General features: G+C 55.9%; 15 protein-coding genes and 1 pseudogene. 9 read left to right on the forward strand and 7 right to left on the reverse strand.

The features are described from left to right. Nucleotides 1-154: 154 nt before the first annotated feature. Both DBR00_RS21465 and DBR00_RS21470 read right to left on the reverse strand, forming a co-directional pair. Entirely contained in the window at nucleotides 155-1,285 is a 1,131-nt protein-coding gene (locus DBR00_RS21465; RefSeq protein WP_371920649.1) for a methyl-accepting chemotaxis protein, read from the reverse strand. Beyond that, nucleotides 1,271-2,161, reverse strand: a pseudogene (locus tag DBR00_RS21470) (cache domain-containing protein); the annotation flags it as partial. The pseudogene DBR00_RS21470 and the gene DBR00_RS21465, both read right to left, overlap by 15 nt. Nucleotides 2,162-2,694: 533 nt before the next feature. On the opposite strand from DBR00_RS21470, the gene DBR00_RS10655 reads away from it, so the two are divergent. Further along, nucleotides 2,695-3,366 carry an ABC transporter substrate-binding protein gene (locus DBR00_RS10655; RefSeq protein ID WP_256582983.1) on the forward strand — a complete coding sequence of 224 codons (672 nt, stop codon included), beginning with the start codon at nucleotides 2,695-2,697 and terminating at the stop codon, nucleotides 3,364-3,366. A gap of 43 nt (nucleotides 3,367-3,409) precedes the next feature. On the opposite strand, the gene tssA is transcribed toward DBR00_RS10655, so the two are convergent. Genes tssA through DBR00_RS10680 form a run of 5 tightly spaced genes read right to left on the reverse strand, consistent with a single transcriptional unit; the run spans nucleotide 3,410 to nucleotide 10,924 of the window. Then, entirely contained in the window at nucleotides 3,410-4,474 is a 1,065-nt protein-coding gene (gene tssA, locus DBR00_RS10660) for a type VI secretion system protein TssA (protein ID WP_108487527.1), read from the reverse strand. Beyond that, entirely contained in the window at nucleotides 4,471-8,283 is a 3,813-nt protein-coding gene (locus DBR00_RS10665; protein ID WP_108487529.1) for a type VI secretion system protein, read from the reverse strand. The genes tssA and DBR00_RS10665 overlap by 4 nt, the downstream gene beginning before the upstream one ends. After that, nucleotides 8,280-9,050 carry a DotU family type IV/VI secretion system protein gene (locus DBR00_RS10670; RefSeq protein ID WP_108487531.1) on the reverse strand — a complete coding sequence of 257 codons (771 nt, stop codon included), beginning with the start codon at nucleotides 9,048-9,050 and terminating at the stop codon, nucleotides 8,280-8,282. Before DBR00_RS10670 ends, DBR00_RS10665 begins: the two co-directional genes overlap by 4 nt. A 27-nt stretch (nucleotides 9,051-9,077) precedes the next feature. Beyond that, a complete protein-coding gene (gene tssK, locus DBR00_RS10675) occupies nucleotides 9,078-10,403 on the reverse strand; it encodes a type VI secretion system baseplate subunit TssK (RefSeq protein ID WP_108487533.1) in 1,326 nt (441 codons plus the stop codon). A gap of 53 nt (nucleotides 10,404-10,456) precedes the next feature. Beyond that, entirely contained in the window at nucleotides 10,457-10,924 is a 468-nt protein-coding gene (locus DBR00_RS10680) for a type VI secretion protein (RefSeq protein ID WP_108487535.1), read from the reverse strand. A 208-nt stretch (nucleotides 10,925-11,132) separates the two neighbouring features. Here DBR00_RS10680 and tssB point away from each other — a divergent pair, with 208 nt between their 5' ends. The 8 genes from tssB to DBR00_RS10725 all read left to right on the forward strand — a co-directional run bounded on the left by tssB (nucleotide 11,133) and on the right by DBR00_RS10725 (nucleotide 20,416). After that, nucleotides 11,133-11,744, forward strand: a complete 612-nt coding sequence (tssB, locus tag DBR00_RS10685) for a type VI secretion system contractile sheath small subunit (RefSeq protein WP_108487536.1) — start codon at nucleotides 11,133-11,135, stop codon at nucleotides 11,742-11,744. A gap of 27 nt (nucleotides 11,745-11,771) precedes the next feature. Beyond that, nucleotides 11,772-13,250 carry a type VI secretion system contractile sheath large subunit gene (gene tssC / locus DBR00_RS10690; RefSeq protein ID WP_108487538.1) on the forward strand — a complete coding sequence of 493 codons (1,479 nt, stop codon included), beginning with the start codon at nucleotides 11,772-11,774 and terminating at the stop codon, nucleotides 13,248-13,250. Between the two features lie 80 nt (nucleotides 13,251-13,330). Next, the gene (locus DBR00_RS10695) at nucleotides 13,331-13,828 is read left to right on the forward strand and encodes an Hcp family type VI secretion system effector (RefSeq protein ID WP_108487540.1); all 498 of its coding nucleotides are present in this window, start codon (nucleotides 13,331-13,333) and stop codon (nucleotides 13,826-13,828) included. Nucleotides 13,829-13,840: 12 nt separating this feature from the next. After that, nucleotides 13,841-14,257 (forward strand): type VI secretion system baseplate subunit TssE, encoded by a 417-nt coding sequence (tssE, locus tag DBR00_RS10700; RefSeq protein WP_108487542.1) that lies wholly within the window; start codon nucleotides 13,841-13,843, stop codon nucleotides 14,255-14,257. Further along, the gene (gene tssF / locus DBR00_RS10705) at nucleotides 14,250-16,037 is read left to right on the forward strand and encodes a type VI secretion system baseplate subunit TssF (RefSeq protein ID WP_108487543.1); all 1,788 of its coding nucleotides are present in this window, start codon (nucleotides 14,250-14,252) and stop codon (nucleotides 16,035-16,037) included. Before tssE ends, tssF begins: the two co-directional genes overlap by 8 nt. Then, complete coding sequence (gene tssG / locus DBR00_RS10710) at nucleotides 16,001-17,020, forward strand: type VI secretion system baseplate subunit TssG (RefSeq protein WP_108487545.1); 1,020 nt, start codon at nucleotides 16,001-16,003, stop codon at nucleotides 17,018-17,020. Before tssF ends, tssG begins: the two co-directional genes overlap by 37 nt. Then, complete coding sequence (gene tssH, locus DBR00_RS10715; protein WP_108489772.1) at nucleotides 17,020-19,569, forward strand: type VI secretion system ATPase TssH; 2,550 nt, start codon at nucleotides 17,020-17,022, stop codon at nucleotides 19,567-19,569. The genes tssG and tssH overlap by 1 nt, the downstream gene beginning before the upstream one ends. A gap of 394 nt (nucleotides 19,570-19,963) precedes the next feature. Next, nucleotides 19,964-20,416 carry a hypothetical protein gene (locus DBR00_RS10725; protein WP_108489770.1) on the forward strand — a complete coding sequence of 151 codons (453 nt, stop codon included), beginning with the start codon at nucleotides 19,964-19,966 and terminating at the stop codon, nucleotides 20,414-20,416. The last annotated feature ends 114 nt before the right edge of the window (nucleotides 20,417-20,530 follow it).

Genomic DNA, 20,530 nt, shown 5'->3' on the forward strand with positions numbered 1-20,530 from the left:
AGGCACCTGTGACTTAATCTGGACCTGCCATCACAAATCTTCGTTAGCACGAAGAACACACTCATGGCGTAAAGTCGCGTTCTCTGGCATGGACGCCCATCAATGCAACTGCGGATTAAAATTGCCGGCCAGCCCCGAAAATCAGCGCGAATATCTACCCTCTACTCATGCCCGTAAGGCGTGATGACAATGCTTGCATGGCACTGCTGACCTGATCGAGTGCCTGAGCGTCTCGTGCATTTTCTTCGCTGATACTATGAATACGAACCGCAAGCTCGTTTATTTCCTGAGTAACATGGCTCTGCTGCTGCGCAGCCACGGCGATTTGCTGAGCACGCTGTGAAATATCATCAAAACTCTGCACTGAACTCGACAACGCCGAAGCTGCGCCCTCTGCTTCAACTACCGCATGCTGAGTACGTGCCTCACCCGCTTGCATGGCCTGCACTGCCTGACGCGAAGCCTGTTGCAAGGCATTGATCATGTTGCCTATCTCATTGGCGGAAGACTGTGTTTTCCCCGCCAGCGTACGCACTTCATCAGCCACTACGGCAAAGCCACGCCCTTGCTCGCCAGCACGCGCGGCCTCAATGGCAGCATTCAATGCGAGCAGGTTTGTCTGCTCGGAAATTGCCTTTATTACATCCAGCACTGCACCAACCTGTTGGCTGTCTTTCTCCAACCGGCTGATCACCGAAGCAGCGTCAGCCATCTCCGCCGACAGCGCCTGAATCGCCGCACTATTGGAAGCAACTTTCTGCTGCCCCTGCTGCACCACCACCAATGAGCTCTGCGCTGTAGTGGCACAGTCATTGGTATTTTGAGCCACTTCATGAGCGCTGGACGACATCTCGGTAATAGCAGCTGCCAGTTGCGTATTTTCTTGCCGCTGCTGCTCCGCGCGGCCGGCCAGCGTACTGCTCAAACCGCCCAGTTGTGCAGCTTCAGCCTGCAGGTGTTCAGCCTCCTCGGCAATGCGCTGCAGCATGGTACGTAATTGCCCAGCGTAGCGGTTGACCGCATGGCGCAACGCGCCAATTTCATCTTCACGCTGCACGATAAGCGCAACATCGCGGCTGGCCGATCCACGGCCCAACGAATCAATCTGAGCGGTGGTCTCCTCCAGTTGGCCAATCAACTTACGCCCGGCTAACCAGGCCAACACCAGCACCCCTGCCAATAACGGCAGCAGAAATAGTAGGATTTCCCGGGTTAGCTCATGGGCCAGCCCAGTCACTCGATCTTGCGGGGTTGCAAGACCTATTACCCAACCGGTATCGGGCATCACGAACAAACTGATACGGCTTGCTTGATCGAGTTGCTCATCATATTGCAGATCCAGGTTTCGAATGGCCCCTGAGCTGCCACTGGCCAGCGCCTCCTGTACCGGCTTCAGCCAATTATGCTGCTGCACCAGGTCGTCGAATTTGATCATTGCACTGCCTTTGCCACCGGCCATGTTCGGGAAATGCAGAACGTTGCCTGCCTGATCAAGGGCAAAAGCATAGCCATCAGTCACTTGGCCCTGCTCGGTCAAAAATCGCGCAAGGTCATCCAGCAGCAGGTCTAAGGTAGCGACACCTGCAAATCGCCCCTCAAGCTGATAAGGCACACTACAAGTGACCATCGGGACACCCGTCACAGCATCCTGGTAAGCCTCCGACCACAGGCACTCCCCCGCCTTACTGCTGCGCGCGCCGGTATACCAGGCATCATTGTGATAACCGGGACCACTGTCAGCGTTGTAATCATCGGAATAGGCCAAACGACCATCTGCGCCGCGTGCCCAGAAGAAACTTCGACGTACAACCCCGTCACTGAATGCATTTGGCTCCGGCCAAACACCTCCTCCTGCAATCGCTCTGTCACCTTGACTGTCGATCAAATTCGGCAGGCTATTGAGGTAAAGCGCCTCGTCACGCGGCAGCACCTCTGCAAGATGCGCCAGGCTGGCCGTCACACCTTCAATGCGCGCCAGTTGCAAAGCAAGTTGACGCACGATGGCGCTACCGGTCTGTTCAATCAACTCGCCACTGGCTGCAACAACACGCGGCTGCCCTCGCAACGCCATCACAGCAAAGACGGCAATTGCCGTGAGAATCAGCAGAACGATACACCCAAGGGTCAAACGTTGAGACAGTCGAACGGGAACTAGGGCCATGCCATCACTCCTGCTTGTATTAAACGTTACGTAGGGACGACCAGAACTGCTTTTAAACTGCTCCTCATTCCAACAGCAAGATCAGGCACCACATCAACCCTGTAGGCAGAACCGTACAAAGGGTGACAAAAATCAGGCAACGTGCTCAATCTTTTATGAAGCGGGCTGCTGCACGGGTTACTCTCCTATCGGCTTGGCTGCGCTTGACTTTAAGCAGGCTCAAGCTTGACGCACATAGAAGGTAATCTGGATGCCATAGGCTAGCGCTGTAAACACTGAGCATTAGCTTAGTGACCCTCACGGTTTTATTTGAGCATAGCGAGTATTTCATTTACCCGTGGTATGGGCTTAAAAATCTACCCTTCAAGGCCTCAACCCCAAAGAGGATGTTTCGAGGCGATTCATCATCAGACCAAGCAGCATGAACTGGGCAGTAGTTGTTGGGGGTAAAGGTGAATAGCTGGTTCTTACGAGTCGTACTGTTGCTGATGTTTTTACCACTGACGTCACAGGCATCCACCTTGAGGTATGCCGTGACCAACGAGAGCTGGGAGCCTTACTGGATTGTTCGCGACGGGCAGGTAAGTGGCATTCTCAGTGATGTCATGCAGGCTCTCGACGCGCACCTGGACGAGACCTTCGAGGCGGACAGCCCACAACCGCCTCTACGCGCGCAAAAACACTTTCAAGAGGCCCTGGTTCTGATTGAGTGTTGCGTCAATATCGCGTGGCGCGCCTCCCCCGAGCAAGCAAAGGTTTCACTCTGGAGTGATCCACTTCTCAGCGCAGAAGAGGTGATTATTTTTCCTCGGGGACGCCAGTTCGCCTTCACCAGTCTGCAAGACCTGCAAGGGCGCACCATTTCAACAGTGAGAGGCTACGGTTATGCCGGCAACCAATACTTCACCCGTATAGACAGCCCTAACAGTATTGCCCAAGTCAATAGTGTGGCTTTAGCTCGAACAGAAGCAGGCATCATTGATCGTCTTGAACTGGCCTACCTCCTCGTCAGCCACCCAGAAATTCGAGGGCACGCTGTAAGGATTGAACAAGGGCCAGTGGTGAATCGCTCTGAGCTGCGCATTCGCCTGCACAGTTCTCGCGCCGATATGCTTAAACCCCTCAATGCAGCTATTGCCCGCATTCGAGCCGATGGAACACTGGCGAAAATCGTACTGCGCTATACGCACCCAATTAGGTCATAGATAGACATAAAAATGCCTACTGAGCATTCAACCGGGCGTGAGACTATTTCAGAACCCCAAGCAGCTTCCATAACCGCCGTGACTCAGCATCGGCACTGATCAGCTCATCCAGCAGATCACCCAGCGGTTGGTTACCCCATTCAACAGCGCGGCGAATTACGTAAGGAACCGGACTGTGAGGCTCAGTACGCGCCAGGAAATCAGCAATTAGCGAAAGCTGCCGGTAGGCCTGCTCACGGTTGAGGGGGCCGCCATTAACAACCACCGAAACGCTAACACCATTCGAATCAGCTTCCGTCACATCAGCATCGGCACTCAGATTTGGGGATAAGCCTTGGTCTGCCATGGGAACAAACTCCTCCATCTGCGTGCGGACAGTTTCCAATGTTTGACGCAATGGTCCAAGGCTGGGTGCCAGGTCCGCCAGCCAATCGTTGCACCATCGATCTAATCGTTCCAATGCCGCCAGAGAAGCTTGTATAGCTGTGTCTGCCTCAACGAAGCGAGTTGCAGTGGTTTGCTTAAGAGCTGCATGAAGCTTGCGATAGTCTGCGCGAGCCTTCTCCGCAGCGGCTTTGTCCTGCTTGCTCTCCGTAACCTGTACCTGACGTTGATGTAATTGCAGCCAATCGTGCAGGGTCACAGAATCAAACTCAGCGGCCTCAATGCCGAATAATGGAACCTCAGTCATCAAGCTACTGCTGTATTGACGCGTCATCCACTCCAAAGGGAAAACACGCCATGACCGATCCCCTTCCACAGGCTGTGGATGCAGCGTATCGGGATAGCGCGCGCATAACTCAATAATCAATTCAAGCGCAGAGGCCAGACCTGCCAGCTTATAACGCTGTATCCACGCTTCTCCGAGCCAAACTGCAATCATCAAGTCTTTACTGCGATCCTTCAGTAAAGCCCCGGCAAGCTTTTCAAGTTCAGCCCAATCGGCGCGCTTAAGATCACTCTGCCAGACACCCGTGGGCAAACTCGCGTCATCCTCTCTGCGAAGCTCTCGTAAACGATCCCATTCACTTTCGTAACGCAAACTGGGCCCACAATCAGCCTCGCCTGCAATAGGCTGTAAAAATGGCTCAACGGAAAAAGCTGTCATGGCAATACCGCACCGCTAGAAAAGTGGCTGTTTGTAAAAGGCGAACTGGGTGCCACAACCGGTAGCGGCTGTATCGCAAGAGGCAGCTTACTTCCTTGGCTCAAGAGCGAAAGACGCATAAACATTTGCGCAGACTCATTCGCATCCAACGTTCCCCTTACAGGCACCTGCAAGGTCAAGGGAAAATCGGTGTAATCCATATTCAGTAGGCGTTGTGGGATCACATGGGTTCGCAGCAGGCGTAATAGTGACCAGGCCCCCTGATACTCCCAGCCAGCCTCGAGTTCATTCACAGCCATGCTCGGCTGCAGCGGATCACTAGCCGGGCGCTGGTTGCTGTCACGCGCCCACCGGAGAGCCAACTGCAAAGGATCTCCCACTAGCCAACGCAATCGTTCTCCAGAGTCACCGGGATAGCCAAGCTTCTGGCTTGCGCCGCGAATGGTCCACGCAATAACTTGATCAGCGCCTCGCTCCTCTTCCCTATCCGTTCGCCAACGAACCTCTAGTTCAACCCCGAGAACGCCCGACTTATCACGGATGAGTAAAGGCCCCAGCCAACTTCTGGCCTGCTTCATCCTTGAAAGGAAGTCTTGTGCCGCAAGACGGTTATTGGCGGGAACCAATTGCAGCCCTTTTTCAGCCGACTCCACATGGGTGTCGATCAGTTCCAAAAGATGCTTAACACGGGCAGGATCTGCATCGGAGCTTTCTAAGGAGTAGGCGAAAGGAAAACGCCCTGCCAGGTACTGGTTGAAATAACTCGTCAGCGTGTCCCAAGATTCAAAAGCACTCTGCAATTGCAATTCATGGCAGCGTGCCAGCGTCTGGTTAAGCAAGCCGTTGGCATAGCGGGAAAAATCACCCTCGCCTTGTGGCAAGCTGGCAGTCGACAGCACTTGATTACAACTGCTCAGATCAATATCAATCAGGTCACGCGTGACCAATTGCGAAAACAGCGCTGGCGCGCTGGCAGGATTCTGAGCTTTATACTTAACCATCTCTTCCTGGATAGAAGCCAGCCGCGCAACCTTATCCTGGATGGCCAATGGAAGATTGCGTTGACTGCGCAGCCAATTCAACTCTTGCACTACAGCGTCGCTGCTATTACTCACCGCAACAAACTGACTATCCAAAAATGACTTCAAATCTTGGACATCTGTTGCACGATACAATTGCAGGCCTAGGTTTGGACTCCCATTCCAGTCTGAAACTTCAACTCGTTGCTTAAAGAGCGCAAGCGAGTCAATTGAGCTCAGTGCCGATTCAACATTGGCCATGGCCTGCAGTGTCAACTGCATTTGTATGTCACTCGACAGGTCACTTCGACCCAACTCAGTTAGCCCTTGAATGACGTACATGGCTTGCTCACCGAATGCGCTGGTGTCATGCATACCCGAGTCGTATGTCCGTTCAGATGAACGTGTGAGCGCCGACCAAATAGCCAGAGCCGCAGTATCTCCGGCCGCCTTAAGCATTCCAGCGCGATAGTCGGGGGATATAAGAGCTAACTCTTTAGCAACGTAATCGCGATAGCTTTGTTGATAAGCCAATGCCTGAGCGATTCGCTGTTCAGTCATGACAATGGGCGAACCTCGCCTGAGTAAGGCTTCAGGATCACGAAGCGCGACAAGAGCAAAATCACGCTTGAGCAGAGAATCAATGCTGCGTGATAGATCGCTGATTGACTCTTGTAACATTAAAGTGCCGCCAGCTTGGCGTTGCAGCAAGCTTCCTCGACTTGCAGTGTGCTCAATCCACTGAGTATGAAAGTCTTGGCGTAATTTTTTAGCTTGCTGATCCAACGCATCCGCCGTTGCAGGGCCTAACAGGCTGCTTTGCCGTACATCCTCCATAAGCGCACGGTAACCAGGCGTCAGTTCATCATTGTTACCGTGACTCCATGCAGAGTTGGTCAACACAATCAAATCTTCGAGATAAGCGATATAGGCATTAATCTCTTCGAGTCGATTGAGCGTGATATCTCGGCCACCCTCCATATCACTTAGGTAGCGTTTTAGGTAGCCAGCAGGTTTAACAAAGTTATCGGCCAGAAAATATTGCGCTAACCAATACTTCATCAACCCCTGAAATTGATCGGCAATCTCTACACGCATCGACTCCAGATCAGGTGGAGCCAAGTTCGATGAGCTAAGGTCACGCAGTGTACGGTCGTAAAAGGCCCTGTTTCTTAAGCTGGTGGGGTCTAGGTTCAGCCCCAATGAATCGTTACCCAATTGAGCCAGCGGCTCCACCACGCCCTGTTGACCAAGTAACAAGCTGTTAAGAAGACGGTTGTCTCGCTCCAATTTCATTACGCTGTTTACCAGCATGCGTGCTTTCACAAAACTTGGCCATTGATCGGGTATTGCACCTTCAACATTCGAACGACGGTCGGTAATACGAATGGCCTCAACACGACTCAATTCATCGACTTGAAGTTGCCTGAGCGGCGTAACAACTGACCGTTTCGCCATGGCGCTGAGTAACCGATCAAGCTGATCATCAATAGAAGTGCCCCACGAAGTAGGGTATACAAGCGATGCGTAATGCCAGCGCGGTGCTTGTTGCAATAGCAACCAGAAGCTTTGAACGTTGTGTCGTGTGTAGGCCTGATTGCGCTCACTGGAGACAGTACTGATGCTTTGGTGCGTCGCATGGGTCTCTTGTAACAAGCGACTGAGCACACGTGCATCGGCAAGCCTTTCTTGCCAGACCCAAAGCATCGCCACACCCCATCCGATGCCTATAACTATTGCACTGAGCGCCACTGTCTTCTGCCATCGCTGACGTAACTGCAGAATACGCGGCACAGCTTGAGCTAACCCTTGTTCAGCTTGAAAACGCTCGATCCATAGCTGACGGGTAAACACGCCACGAAGCCCGCTCTGGTCGACAGCGCTTAGCGGGTCATCCTCTAGAGTTGCACGCGCTCCACTGAGATAGATGCCACGTAAGCGTGGTGCCTCACCTTGAGCATTACCCTGGAAAATGGGTTCTAACAGCATGCGTAGGCTGTTCTTGAGGTCGATCAATTGGTCCGGTAAGCGGTACAGATCCTCATTCAACTCGCCACGTAGAGCAGCAGACTCTAAAACAGCCGCTTGCGTGGCCTGGACCAACTGATCCGCTGCATCATCCAGCCAGTAGCTTTGCCAATTGGCATCGAGTGCATATGGTGATGACCAACCAAACGCCTGATCATGGCTATCTTCTGGCAAAACACTCAGCAACTCCTGAAACCCAGGTAGGGCTTCAAGGCCGCTGACAATCACATAAACAGGCAGGCTTAGCCCTAAGCGTTGCAACATCTCAGCAAAGCGGCGGCGCATGACCAAAACATCCGCGGCCAGTTGCTCTTCATCTTGGAGCTGAGCAAGGGGGATAACCCATATCACGCCATCTAGCGGGCGCTGACCGCGCAACCGCTGCAAAATGCCCAGCAATCTGCGCCAGATGAATGTCGGTGCCGTGTTGTTGTCGTGGGGGAGAAAGATGCTTTGTGGCACCACCAATACAGCGCCGTCAGGATCAGCCCACCATCGTCCAAACCAGGATGAACGACCTACTGGGGACAGCTGCCAATCCGCACAAAGCTGAGTGCCCTCACGAGGATCTCCCAGCAACATAAACCACGGAACCTGGTAACGGGATTCGATACCGTGGTCATGCTCCATTTTGCGCACAGCCGCATAAAAACTACGAATTGCAGTACCTGACTGGGTGCGCAGCCACCAGAACAACGCAATTAACAAGACAATTATCAGCAATGCGCCGAGTACGTAGAGACCAATCGAGACTGCACTCATTCGACCGAATTCTCGGTCTGTGGGGCATTGAACAAATAAAGTGCCGGGTCAAGCTCAGAGCCAATATCAAGCCATAACACATGGCCAGCAAGCGTCAACAACAGCACCAGGCCCATAACGCCGAGCATCAGTCTTAGGCCGTCAGGCAATGCACGTCTAAATGGCAAACGCATCGGCGGTGTAATGGCCGGACCTTCCAAACTGGTAATGACCCCAGACATACTTGGTTCATGTTGCCAGGCCAAGGTAAATAAGGCTTGAAGCCAGCGAGCATGCAGCGCCCGACCACGCTCACTTCGTAAAGCCCCATAAAAACCCAACAACAAACACTGCAAGTAAACGTTGGCAAGATCGCGGGTACTGGGTGAGCGATTTTTAAGCAATTCATGAATGGCTTTTGGTACGCGCTCTCCAGCACTACGCGAACCATACAGCCGGGCCTCCAAAGGCCTTGACTGCCAAGCACCGCGACCTTGCCAATCGTCGAACAGTAAGCGTTCATCAAGCAATGCAACAAAGGCATAGACCATGGCTTTGACTTGGCCGGGCGCGGAAGCCCCGACGCTGGCAAAGGCGTCACGCCAAAGATGACGAACCGTGCGTGTCGCGAGCTCAGCGGTCAGCTCGACCAACTTCGCTTCATCTGTCGCACTTTCTTTTATCGACTCGCGCGCATCGCACCACGTCAACCACGCTTGGCGAAACGCAAGACTTAAAGGCGCTTCACCGAAAGAAGAGGGATAAAGGTTCATGCTCCTTGCTGACATCTAAGCATCCTTGGCTGACTAGGAGAGTCAATCTGAGCTATCTGTAAAAAGAACGACCTGCCAGGGTGCAACCACTCCTGCTTGTGCAGACACGACTAAGCAGAGTGGTATCTCAGGATCAAACCACTCGCCCCAAGCTTGGATAACAAATAAATGGGTGTCCTCTCCGAGGCCATAAGAGACTTGCTCTTTGCGGCTCATGGGTTGATGAGGAAGCCCCGACATTCGTTGCCGGCTCAGCGTCGCAATGTGATTTTCAGACGCAATCACAGCGTGCCCTAACCATTCTTGTGCGGCTTGTTGACCAAACCCTGCGGACATTCGTAGCCCAATCACCAAACGCTGTCGTCTTGTGGCCGTGTCAGGTAAGTGAATCGAAAAGCCTTGGTTTATGGCGATAAAGGACAGGCAACGATAACCAACACGGACATTGTCGAGTATCTGAACAAGCCATTGAATGATCTCGTCGAAGCCTCGTTTTAGTTCAAGAAAATCAAGGGGGGCAAATGCCGGCACGCCGCTGGCTAAATCAAGTGCACTCCAGGATCCGGCCATACCGGCCAGTAAGCCGTGGAGACCAAGAGGCGGAGCGACTCTCGAATTTAGCAGCGCTTCCACCTCTGGAAGACGAGCCCAAAGAGCGGCAAGTTGGCGGCGAATTTCCTCGACATCGTCAGAGTTATCCGCCAGCTGCGCCTGACGCAGGCGCCCTGCCAGGAAAATACATTTCTCTCGTCCGCGCGCGCAAAGCTCTGAAATCTCCTGTCCAATCAAAGATTCAGGAAGCACAAGCGGGCACGGTGGCGTGTAAGGCTGGCGAACAAACCCTCCACCTTCCTTACTGATTTTTAAGAGAGGCAGGCAGACAGAATCGGCACGCTCTGTTTCTGGCACCAGGCGCAGATTTGGGTGCCACACAGTAAGAGGTTCCGGGTGCTCCCCGCTGGCAAGATCAGGCATCGCCTCACCGACAACAGATCGCAAACGCCCTTGCAATGGAAGTATCTGACCACTTCGCGTCAGCGGGCTAACGGCCAGGTATACAGTGACGGTATACCCCTCCGAAGTGGCAACGGATGCACTGATGTCTAACTCAAGCTTAGTCCCGCTACCGGGTTCCAGCCTCACAGGCAGCCCGTCAGGCAAAATCGCATCAACATACTGTATACGCACCAAGCCGGCACAGAGCGCGACGGGGTCAACATCAAGTTGGCTTACGCCCCAGAACCAAGGATTAGTGGTTTGAGCGAAATGTGCCGCCAACATCTCAGACCGCAAAGCTTGTAACTGAAAATGTTGAGGTAATAACTGCATTCCCTCATGCCAGCAAACTGCGTCCGGCAATACCTTCATCCCACTTCCCTCAACGTCCGATGTTTAAAAAGCAAGCTCTTATCCGGTCCAATCTAGCGATTCTGATCAGTCAGAAGTCGCATCTCCCTGCTGTCGAAACGAAGCCAGACTCTACCCGACTCATTGAGGCGCAAACGGTGCGCACCTGGAGTGTTATAGCCGGCAAACACTAAAAGTCCAGAAGCCTTATCCCCTGAAAAAGGGAATTCCCGAACATCACGAAACTGTCCCGGCACAAGCTCTAGACTCCAGACTGAGAATAGCTGCCGGTAATCGCGTTGGTACTGTTCACGCTCTGAAAACCATTGGCTCGCGGTGATGCCTGAAAGCAGCTTAAGCAAAGCAGGGTCTCGTATGGCAACAAAATCGACGGCGATTGGCGTGTCGTTATTGGCACGCTCAGCAACGTCTAATGTGAGGCTACTGAGGCCCACTCTCTCCGACCGAAAAGAGCAGCCACCCAGCAGCATCAAGCCGAACAGAAGCGCCAGTAGCGTTGGTGTCAAACGTCCTTGTGTCATCGCATCCTCACAAAAATTCGCATTTGCAAATTTATAGACCTGATCTAGCGTCTATGAAAGTTCGTTGTCACGACGAGCGCGGATGGATCGCCAAGGACGGGCACGCTGCTAAAACTGCCCCGTATCTTTCGTGGTCCTGCAAGGGAGTGCGAACACGGAGTTTGTCCGTTGCATTGCGCTCCAGGTACTGTCCCGGAGTTCAAACAACATGGCAGAAAGTACGCAGCACAAGCTGGATCGGATTCGTCCTCCACGAGTTCAAATCACCTATGACGTTGAGATTGGCAGCGCTATCGAGAAGAAAGAACTGCCTCTCGTTGTCGGAATTCTTGCAGACCTTTCGGGAAAGCCCGAACAGCCCCTTCCCAAGCTCATTGACCGTCGTTTTACCGAAATCGATCGCGATAACTTCAATGAAGTACTCGCTTCTATTTCGCCACGCAGCACCTTGCAAGTGGAGAACACGATCACGGGTGATGGCAGCAAACTCAACATCGAGTTGAATTTCAGGCACGTTGACGATTTCGACCCTGTCAACATCGTCAAGCAAATCACCCCACTGCGCCGCCTTTATGAGGCTCGCCAACGGCTGCGTGATTTGCTCACCAAGCTCGATGGAAACGACGATCTCGACAAACTCCTTCAAGACGTTGTGAGTAACACCCAAGGCTTACAAGAAATCAAAGCGACACGACCTGAAGCTCAATCGGCTTCAGCTGAAAGCACCCCAAGCAGTGCCAATGCAGCTCCAAAATCTGAGCCGGAGCCAGCGCCTGCTGCTGCCCCAGACGCGGATACTCCGACAGAACCGCAGGCCTAAAATCCACCACCTTCCGGAGATAACGTAATGGCAACACAAACAGGTGCTTCCAGCGAAAGCTCGACTCAAACCCTGAGTTTGCTTGACCGCATCATCGCGGATGGCCGGATGGCTCACGATGAAAGCCAACAAGGCTATGCGCGCGACATGCTGGCTGAATTTGCTACACAGGTCCTTGATGAAGGCATGGCCGTCGATAAGGACACTGTGGCGATGATTAATGATCGAATCAGTAAGATAGATAAGCTAATCAGCGACCAACTCAATGAAGTTTTGCACCACCCAGAGATGCAAAAACTCGAAGCCACATGGCGTGGGTTGCACATGCTGGTCGACAAGACCGAAACCAGTACTCGCCTGAAATTGCGCTTGCTGAACGTCACCCAAAAAGAGCTGCAGAACGACCTGGAAAAAGCTGTTGAGTTCGACCAAAGCGCACTCTTCAAGAAAATTTATGAAGAGGAATACGGCACGTTTGGCGGGCACCCGTTCAGTCTTTTGGTAGGTGACTATAACTTCGGTCGGCACCCACAAGACGTGGCGCTTCTTGAGAAACTCTCCAATGTCGCCGCTGCAGCTCATGCGCCATTTATCGCTGCCGCAAGCCCAAAACTGTTCGACATGAACAGCTTCACTGAATTAGCTGTCCCACGTGACCTAAGCAAGATTTTCGAGAGCCTAGAACTGATCAAATGGCGCAGCTTCCGTGAAAGTGAAGACTCACGCTATGTATCCCTGGTATTGCCAAATTTCTTGCTTCGCTTGCCATATGGCCCGGATACCAAACCAGTTGAAGGCATGGACTACGTGGAGGACGTCAATGGCACTGACCATTCCAAGTACCTGTGGGGAAATGCCGCTTGGCTGATGGCGATCCGTATCACCAATGCATTCGCCAAGTATGGTTGGTGTGCTGCAATTCGTGGTGCTGAAGGCGGTGGCGCAGTTGAAGGCTTACCAGCGCACACGTTCCGAACCCTGTCAGGGGATCTGTCGCTTAAGTGCCCGACCGAAGTCGCCATCACTGACCGCCGTGAAAAGGAGCTCAACGACTTGGGCTTTATTTCCTTGTGCCACAAAAAGAACACCGATATTGCGGTTTTCTTCGGCGGCCAGACCACAAACAAGGCCAGGCTTTACAACACCAACGAAGCCAACGCCAACGCACGCATCTCGGCAATGCTGCCCTACGTGCTAGCAGCCTCACGCTTCGCCCATTACCTCAAGGTGATCATGCGCGACAAGATAGGCAGCTTCATGACGCGTGACAACGTGCAGACCTACCTCAATAACTGGATCGCTGATTATGTGTTGATCAATGACAACGCACCTCAGGAGATCAAGGCTCAGTACCCGCTGCGTGAAGCACGTGTGGATGTCTCAGAAGTCGCGGGAAAACCGGGCGTTTACCGCGCCACAGTATTCCTGCGACCTCACTTCCAATTGGAAGAACTGACTGCCTCGATCCGCCTGGTTGCGACCCTGCCGCCGCCGGCAGCCGCCTAGTCATTAACCTCCGCCGGTATGCCGGCGGAGGTCTTAGCACAGATGCTTATTTCAGTTTTTAGACTCAGGAGTTTTCCGCGATGGATGCCATTATTCTCGACTTTGGTGACGACATTAAAGGCGACAGCCTGCTTGAGGGCTACACCGACAAGATCGAATTGATGTCTTACAGCCACAACGTGGCCATGCAGGTCACCAACGATGTGAGTAACTCAGAACGTACCTCGGGTAAACCACATATCGGCGAGTTCACCGTCACCAAATTTGTCGATACCTCGACCCCCTCGCTCAACGAATACTGCTGCGCCGGTAAACCCATCACGAAAGCCACCATCACCATCGGCCGCAACGCCTCCGAAAGCGACGGCAAGCTGCTGCCATTTATCGTCTATACCCTCGACAACGTGGTGCTCTCCAACGTCAGCGTCAGTGGTGGGGCCGGCGGTAAACCGGTGGAAACCCTGTCACTGAATTTCACCAAGATCAAATGGGAGCTTACCGCGCAGAAGGACGATGGCACCAAGGAAGGTACTGCTGCGTCTACCTGGGATCTGGCAGCCAACAAGCTTGTCAAGTAAGAAGGTCACGCTGTGCGTGCGCCCCTTCTCGAGCGTCTCTCCGCCCAGGCGGATGAGGCGCCGATCTTTGACCACAAGGTCTTGGCCGAATCCGTTTGCCAGGAGTTGATGCGCTTGCTCAATACCCGTCGCCCGCAGCGTGTTGCGGGTCAACCACTGACGCTGCTCGATTATGGCATTGCCGACTGGGCCGCCCTGCAAGCCTTGCGCGCCGATGATCGGCGTCTTCTGTTGCGCGAGGTACGTGCCGCCGTGCAACACTTCGAGCCGCGCTTGCAACTCAGCAACATCGACGTCGAGCCCCTGCCTGGCCAACCTCAGCGCTTGACCATTCGCCTGACTGGAAAACTGCGCAGCGGACAACGCACCTGGCCGGCCTTGTTTCTCCTCAGCCCGGGCGAGGACGGCATGGAAGTCCGCCATGAGTGACTCGATCGATGCCGAACTGCTCGACTATTACCAACGCGAACTGACTTGGCTGCGCCATGCCGGCGCAGGCTTCGCTCAGCGCCACCCCAAAGTGGCCCGGCGCCTGGAACTGTCACCCGGAGAATGCCCCGATCCACACGTCGAGCGTTTGCTGGAGGGCTTCGCCCTGTTGACCGCGCGACTGCACCGCCGACTCGATGATGACTACGCCGAATTCAGCGACGCGCTGCTGGAACAGCTCTACCCTCTGGTTCTGCGTCCCCTTCCCTCCTGCGCCATCGTGCAGTTTGAGCCCGATCCGACCCAAGGCAATCTTGCCGAGGGCTACAGCCTGCCACGCGATACCCCGCTGTTCGTCACCACGCCCGATCAGGCCAGCGTGCACTGGCGCACCAGTGCACAGGTCGACCTCTGGCCGCTGCGCATCAGTGAAGCCACCTTGCTCGATGGCGATGCGGCGGTGGCTTTCAGTGGCCACCCGCTGGCCCGCTCGGCCCTGCGCCTGACCCTGGAATGCCTGGGCGAGTTCGACTGGGCACAATTGCCGGTACGCAGCCTGCGCGTGCACCTGGCGGCGTCCCCCATGACCAACGCCATCCTCTACGACCTGCTCGCGGCCCACTGCCTCGGGCTATGGAGTGGTGTAGCCGGTAAACCACTGTGCCGCGTATCCGGCACCGCCGCGCCAGTGGGCTTCGCCGACGACCAGGCCTTGCTGCCTGATGAGGATGGCCAACACCCCGGCTTGCGTTTGCTGGCAGAGTATTTCGCTTTCCCCGACAAATTCGCCTTCTTCGACCTGCCACTGCTGCCACCGACAGACGGCGGCCATACTTGCCAACTGGTGATTGCCTTCGACCGCGCCCCCACTGGCCGACCTCACCTGCAAGCCAGTGAACTGCGCCTGGGCTGCACCCCGGCCATCAACTTGTTCCCACGTACCTCAGAGCCCTTGCGCCCGGATGGAACACGTAGCGAATACCGCCTGGTGGCCGACGCCCACCGCGAAAGAAGCGTGGAGATCTACAGCATTCGCAGCATGCGTGCGGCTACACCTCAGGGCGTGCGCCATGTCCCAGCCTATTACGGGCATAACCATGGCGCTGAAGGCTTCTACTGGCACGCTCGCCGGGTACAGGGACTCAACCCCACGCAGCCTGGCAGCGATCTGTTGCTGAGTTTGGTGGACACAGCCTTCGACCCACGGCAGGACGCCCCCGAATACAGCCTCACCGCCGAGTTGCTATGCACCAGTCGGCATCTGGCCGAAAACCTGCCAGCCGGCACCCGCCTGGGTTTCGAGCGTCCTGGCCCGGTCGCGCAGGCCAGCCTGCTGAACACGCCCACCGCGCAAAGCCTGCCATGGCTGTCCGGCCCTTCGCGCTGGCGCCTGGTTTCGCAACTGAGCCTCAACCACCTCTCGTTGGTCGAAGGTCCCGATGCCCTCGATGCCCTGCGCGAACTGTTGCACCTGCACAACCTGCGCGACGAAGCCGGGCCTCGGCGCCAAGTGGAAGGCCTGGTGGAGTTGACCTGTGAGCGCGTGGTAGCGCGCGTTGGTGATGACGCCTGGCGCGGCTGGCGCAATGGCCTGGAAGTACGCATCCGCCTGGATGCAGAGCATTTTGCCGGCAGCAGCGCCGTGCTGTTCTCCGCCGTTCTGGCGCAATTCTTCTCCCTTTACGCCACGCCCAACCGTTTCGTACGTACGGTGCTGGTGGATCACGACAAGGAGGTGCGGACATGGCAGCCCCAGGCCGGCAAGCCCCTGCACCTCTGAGCAAGCGCCTACGCGAGGCACCTCAGGCCTTCGAATTTCTCCAGGCCCTGCTGCTGCTGGAGCGCGAGAAACCCAATGCCACGCCTCTGGGCCAAGGCAGCAGCCCCGAGCAGGAAGCCGTACGCTTGCGTGGACCATTGACCCCCACGTTCGCACCCAGTCAGGTCGTGCGCCTGGAGGACGTTCCCGGCCAGCCACCCACATTGAGCACCGCCGTCTTTGGCCTGGGCGGCCCCGATGGCCCGCTGCCCTATGCCTATCAAGAGTGGCTGCAACAGCGTGCACGCCTCAAAGATCACGCCCCGGCAGACTTCCTTGACCTGTTCCACAATCGCCTGCTCGCCCAGCTCTATCGGGTGCTCGGTCGCCACCGTCTAGCGCTGGGTTTTCAGCGTCCGCAAGAGGCCCCGGTACAACAACTGCTGTTGGCACTCAGCGGCCTGCTTCCACGCAGCTTGCAAGGGCGCATGGCATTACCCGACGCTGCCATCACCACCCACTCCGGCCTGTTTAATGGCCCACGTCGTTCCCTGGCCGGCTTCGCCGTGCTGGTCCGTCATCAGTTCGGCGTCACGGTGAACTACGACGCCTACCAAGGCGCCTGGCGCGAGATTCCACCGGCCAGCCGCAGCCGCCTGCAACGCGGTGGGCGCAACCTTGGCCTGGGCCGCAACGCCGTCGCCGGCACCCGAGTCTGGGATGAACATGCCGGTATTCGCCTCACGCTTGGCCCACTGACAGCCGAACAAGCCCAGGCCTATCTGCCTGGTGGCGAACAGCATGAACGCCTGGCTGATCTGGCCAGTTTCTATCTCGGCCCGGATACCGACTGCCACCTGCGCCTGCTGGTACGCCCCGGCAAGCCCTTACGCCTGGATCGGCAACAACCGCCGCGCCTGCGCTGGAGTAGCAACCTGCAGTACGCGGGAGCGACCACCCTACAACGTATCGACACCCGCCTGCGGCATAAGGAGACGGTCTGATGGAACTCGCCGGGCTGATCGGTCGCCTCAATGCAGACAGCCGCCGCGCGCTTGAACGCGCCGCCCAGCGTTGCCTGCAACGCAGTCACCATTACGTGGAAATCGAGCACCTGCTGCTTGAACTACTCGACATAGAAGGCGGTGACTTCGCCTGGCTGCTGCCGCGCTTCGGCCTGGAACGCGACAGCCTGGCCACCGAAATCAACCGCGCCCTGGAACTGTTCAAGGCCGGCAGCACCCGGACCCCTGCCCTCTCTGCACAGACCATCGGCCTGCTCGAAGACGCCGTGGTGCAGGCCAGTGTGCAGGGCCAGACGAGCATCCGCTCCGGCCTGTTGCTGCTCGCCCTGCTCGATCGCGACGAACGCCGTAGCCTGCTGCTCAACAGCGCCTCTTCGCTGCTGCGCATCCCCCGCGAAGCCCTGCGCGCCAATCTGCTGGAATGGACGCAAGCCTCACGCGAATACAGCGGTGGCCCCGGCCCAGCAAGCAAGGTCCGCCCCGTACAGGAAGCCGCGCAGGACAGCGTGCTCGACCAGTACACCCAGGATCTAACCGCTGACGCCCGCGCCGGGCGCATCGATCCCATCGTCGGGCGCGATGGTGAGATCCGCCAGAGCATCGACATTCTCCTGCGCCGTCGGCAGAACAACCCAATTCTGGTGGGCGCACCCGGTGTCGGCAAAACAGCTGTGGTCGAAGGCCTGGCCCTGCGCATCGCCGCCGGCGACGTGCCACCGCCCTTGCAGAATGTGATCCTGCGGGTGCTCGACCTGGGTTTATTGCAAGCCGGTGCCGGGGTCAAGGGTGAGTTCGAGCAGCGCCTCAAGGGCGTGATCGACGCCGTACGCAATAGCGAGCAGCCAATCATCCTGTTCATCGACGAGGCCCATACCCTTATAGGAGCGGGGGGCAGCGAAGGTGGCAGCGACGCCGCCAATTTGCTCAAGCCGGCTCTAGCCCGTGGTGAACTGCGCACCCTCGCCGCCACCACCTGGCTGGAATACAAGAAGTACTTCGAGAAAGATCCGGCTCTTGCTCGCCGCTTCCAACTGGTGCAAGTGGAAGAACCCGACGAGGCCACCGCCGTGGAGATGCTACGCGGCGTCGCCGCCAAGCTGGAACAGCATCATGGCGTGCAGGTGCTCGACAGCGCTATTCAGGACGCGGTCAAACTCTCCCACCGCTACATCTCCGGCCGCCAGTTGCCGGACAAGGCCATCAGCGTGCTCGACACCGCCTGCGCCCGCGTATCCCTCGGCCAGCATGACGTACCGCCACCGCTGGAAAGCCTGCGCCACCGCGAAGTGGCAGTGGCCGAAGAACTGCAACGCCTGCGCCGCGAACAGACCACCGGCCTCGACCACCGCGAGCGCATCACCGCCCTGGAGCTGGAATCCGTCAGCAACCGCAGCGCCATTCGCGAACTGGAAACCCGCTGGGGTGAAGAACGCGAAGCCGTGCGCGAACTCCTGGAAGCCCGCCGCGAACTGCTCGCCCTGAGCGAAAACGCCGACACCCGCCAGCCCGACGAAGCCCTCGATGAGCGTAGCGACTACCTGGCCGCCGAACTGGCACGCCTGGAAGCCGGCCTCGACGCCATCCGCCAGGACGACCCGCTGGTGCCCGAACAGGTGGACTCACGCACCGTAGCCGCCGTGATCGCCGGCTGGACCGGCATCCCCATCGGCAAGATGCTCGCTGACGAAGCCTACGCCGTGCGTACCCTCGGCCAGCGCTTGGGCCAGCGGGTCATGGGCCAAAACACCGCCTTGGGCACCATCGCCCAGCGCATCCAGGCCTACCGCGCCGGCCTCACCGACCCGGCCAAGCCGGTGGGCGTGTTCCTGCTGGTTGGCCCCACTGGCGTCGGCAAGACCGAGACCGCCTATGCCCTGGCCGACGCCCTCTACGGCGGTGAACGCAACCTGATCAGCATCAACCTCTCCGAGTACCAGGAGGCCCACACCGTCAGCCAGCTCAAGGGCGCCCCGCCCGGCTACGTCGGCTACGGCACCGGCGGCGTGCTCACCGAAGCCGTGCGCCGCCGCCCCTACTCCGTGGTGCTGCTGGACGAGATCGAAAAAGCCCACCCCGATGTGCTGGAAGCCTTCTACAACGTCTTCGACAAGGGCGTGATGGAAGACGGCACCGGCCTGGTGGTGGACTTCAAGAACACCGTGATGCTCGCCACCAGCAACGTCGGCGCCGAACTGGTGCTGGACACCCCCACCGACCAGCTCGGCAGCGATGCCTTCAACGAACGCCTGCGCAAGGTGCTGCTCCAAGCCTTCCGCCCCGCCTTCCTCGCCCGCATGACCGTCGTGCCCTACCGCCCGCTAGACGAAGCGACGCTGGAAGGCATCGTCCTGGCCAAGCTGGAAAAACTGCGGGAACGCTACAAGGCCGCCACCGGCAAACAATTCGACTTCGACCCCGCCATCGTCAAGGCCGTGCTCGCCAAGTGCAGCGCGGCAGGCGCGCGGGATATCGAGAACGTGTTGATGGCGCAGGTGACGGGGAAGTTGGCGGAGTGGGTGTTGGAGTGAGTTCTATTCTTTAATGAGCCCGTACAGGAATATAAGGAATAAAAATGCCCACCATATTAAGAAGCTCTACCTATATTGGATCACAGCAAGATTATCTCGCCATAAGTCAGTATTTTTCAATGCTCGATTGGCCAAGCAGCGTGCACACCGTATACATAAGCAATGGATGGCACACAGGCTTCGAGAGCAGGATTTTTATAGACCCACAAACAGGGCAATGTGTAACAAGAGGTACAACAGTCACTTATTGCGGATATTATGCAAACTCAGACAACGGAGCAAAAATACATTTTTACGCAAATTAAAATCCGTAAACTTAAAACTCAAGAAATCTCCCCAACTACAAGAAGCTAAGAGTGCAAATTTATAAGCAACTCTTATAGCAGGAGAGAAAATGGACGATGCCTTCGATTTCTCAGATATAGGTAGCAGGCGCGAAAAGAACTCAACGCTTTTTAAGGCTAAGCAATCGCGCTATTACGCAATAAAGCATGTGCCAGTAAAAAAAATTCAACTAAGGGGCGACTCCTACACAACGGGAGTTCATCATGAGCTAATGATCCTCCTAGAGAACTCAACAAATATAAGAATATCACGAACAAACGGCTCAGACACACTTCAGCTAGATGCAGCAATCACAGGAAAGCATGACAAAACCGTATTATTCGAAAAAATGATCTCCGACAAAAAAATAAACACACAAACCGTTTTCACTGCATTTTCAGATGCAAAGAAAGCCAGGCCCTACTACGATCAGGCAGACTGCCAAAGCTTTGCCAGTGAGGTTTACAAAAGAATAACTGGGGAGTCATTGAATCCAAAATCAGATGAGGATGACTTTATGTAAATGCACCTATTGAAATATAAAAAATAAAACCAGGCACCCTAAAACCAACATCAAATAAAACGCCTGCCAAATGAAAGGGTTAATCGATTTACCCAATAAAAAGCTATAGCCTCA

The organism is Pseudomonas sp. HMWF032 (assembly GCF_003060885.1).
In the GTDB taxonomy this organism is placed as follows: Bacteria; Pseudomonadota; Gammaproteobacteria; order Pseudomonadales; family Pseudomonadaceae; genus Aquipseudomonas.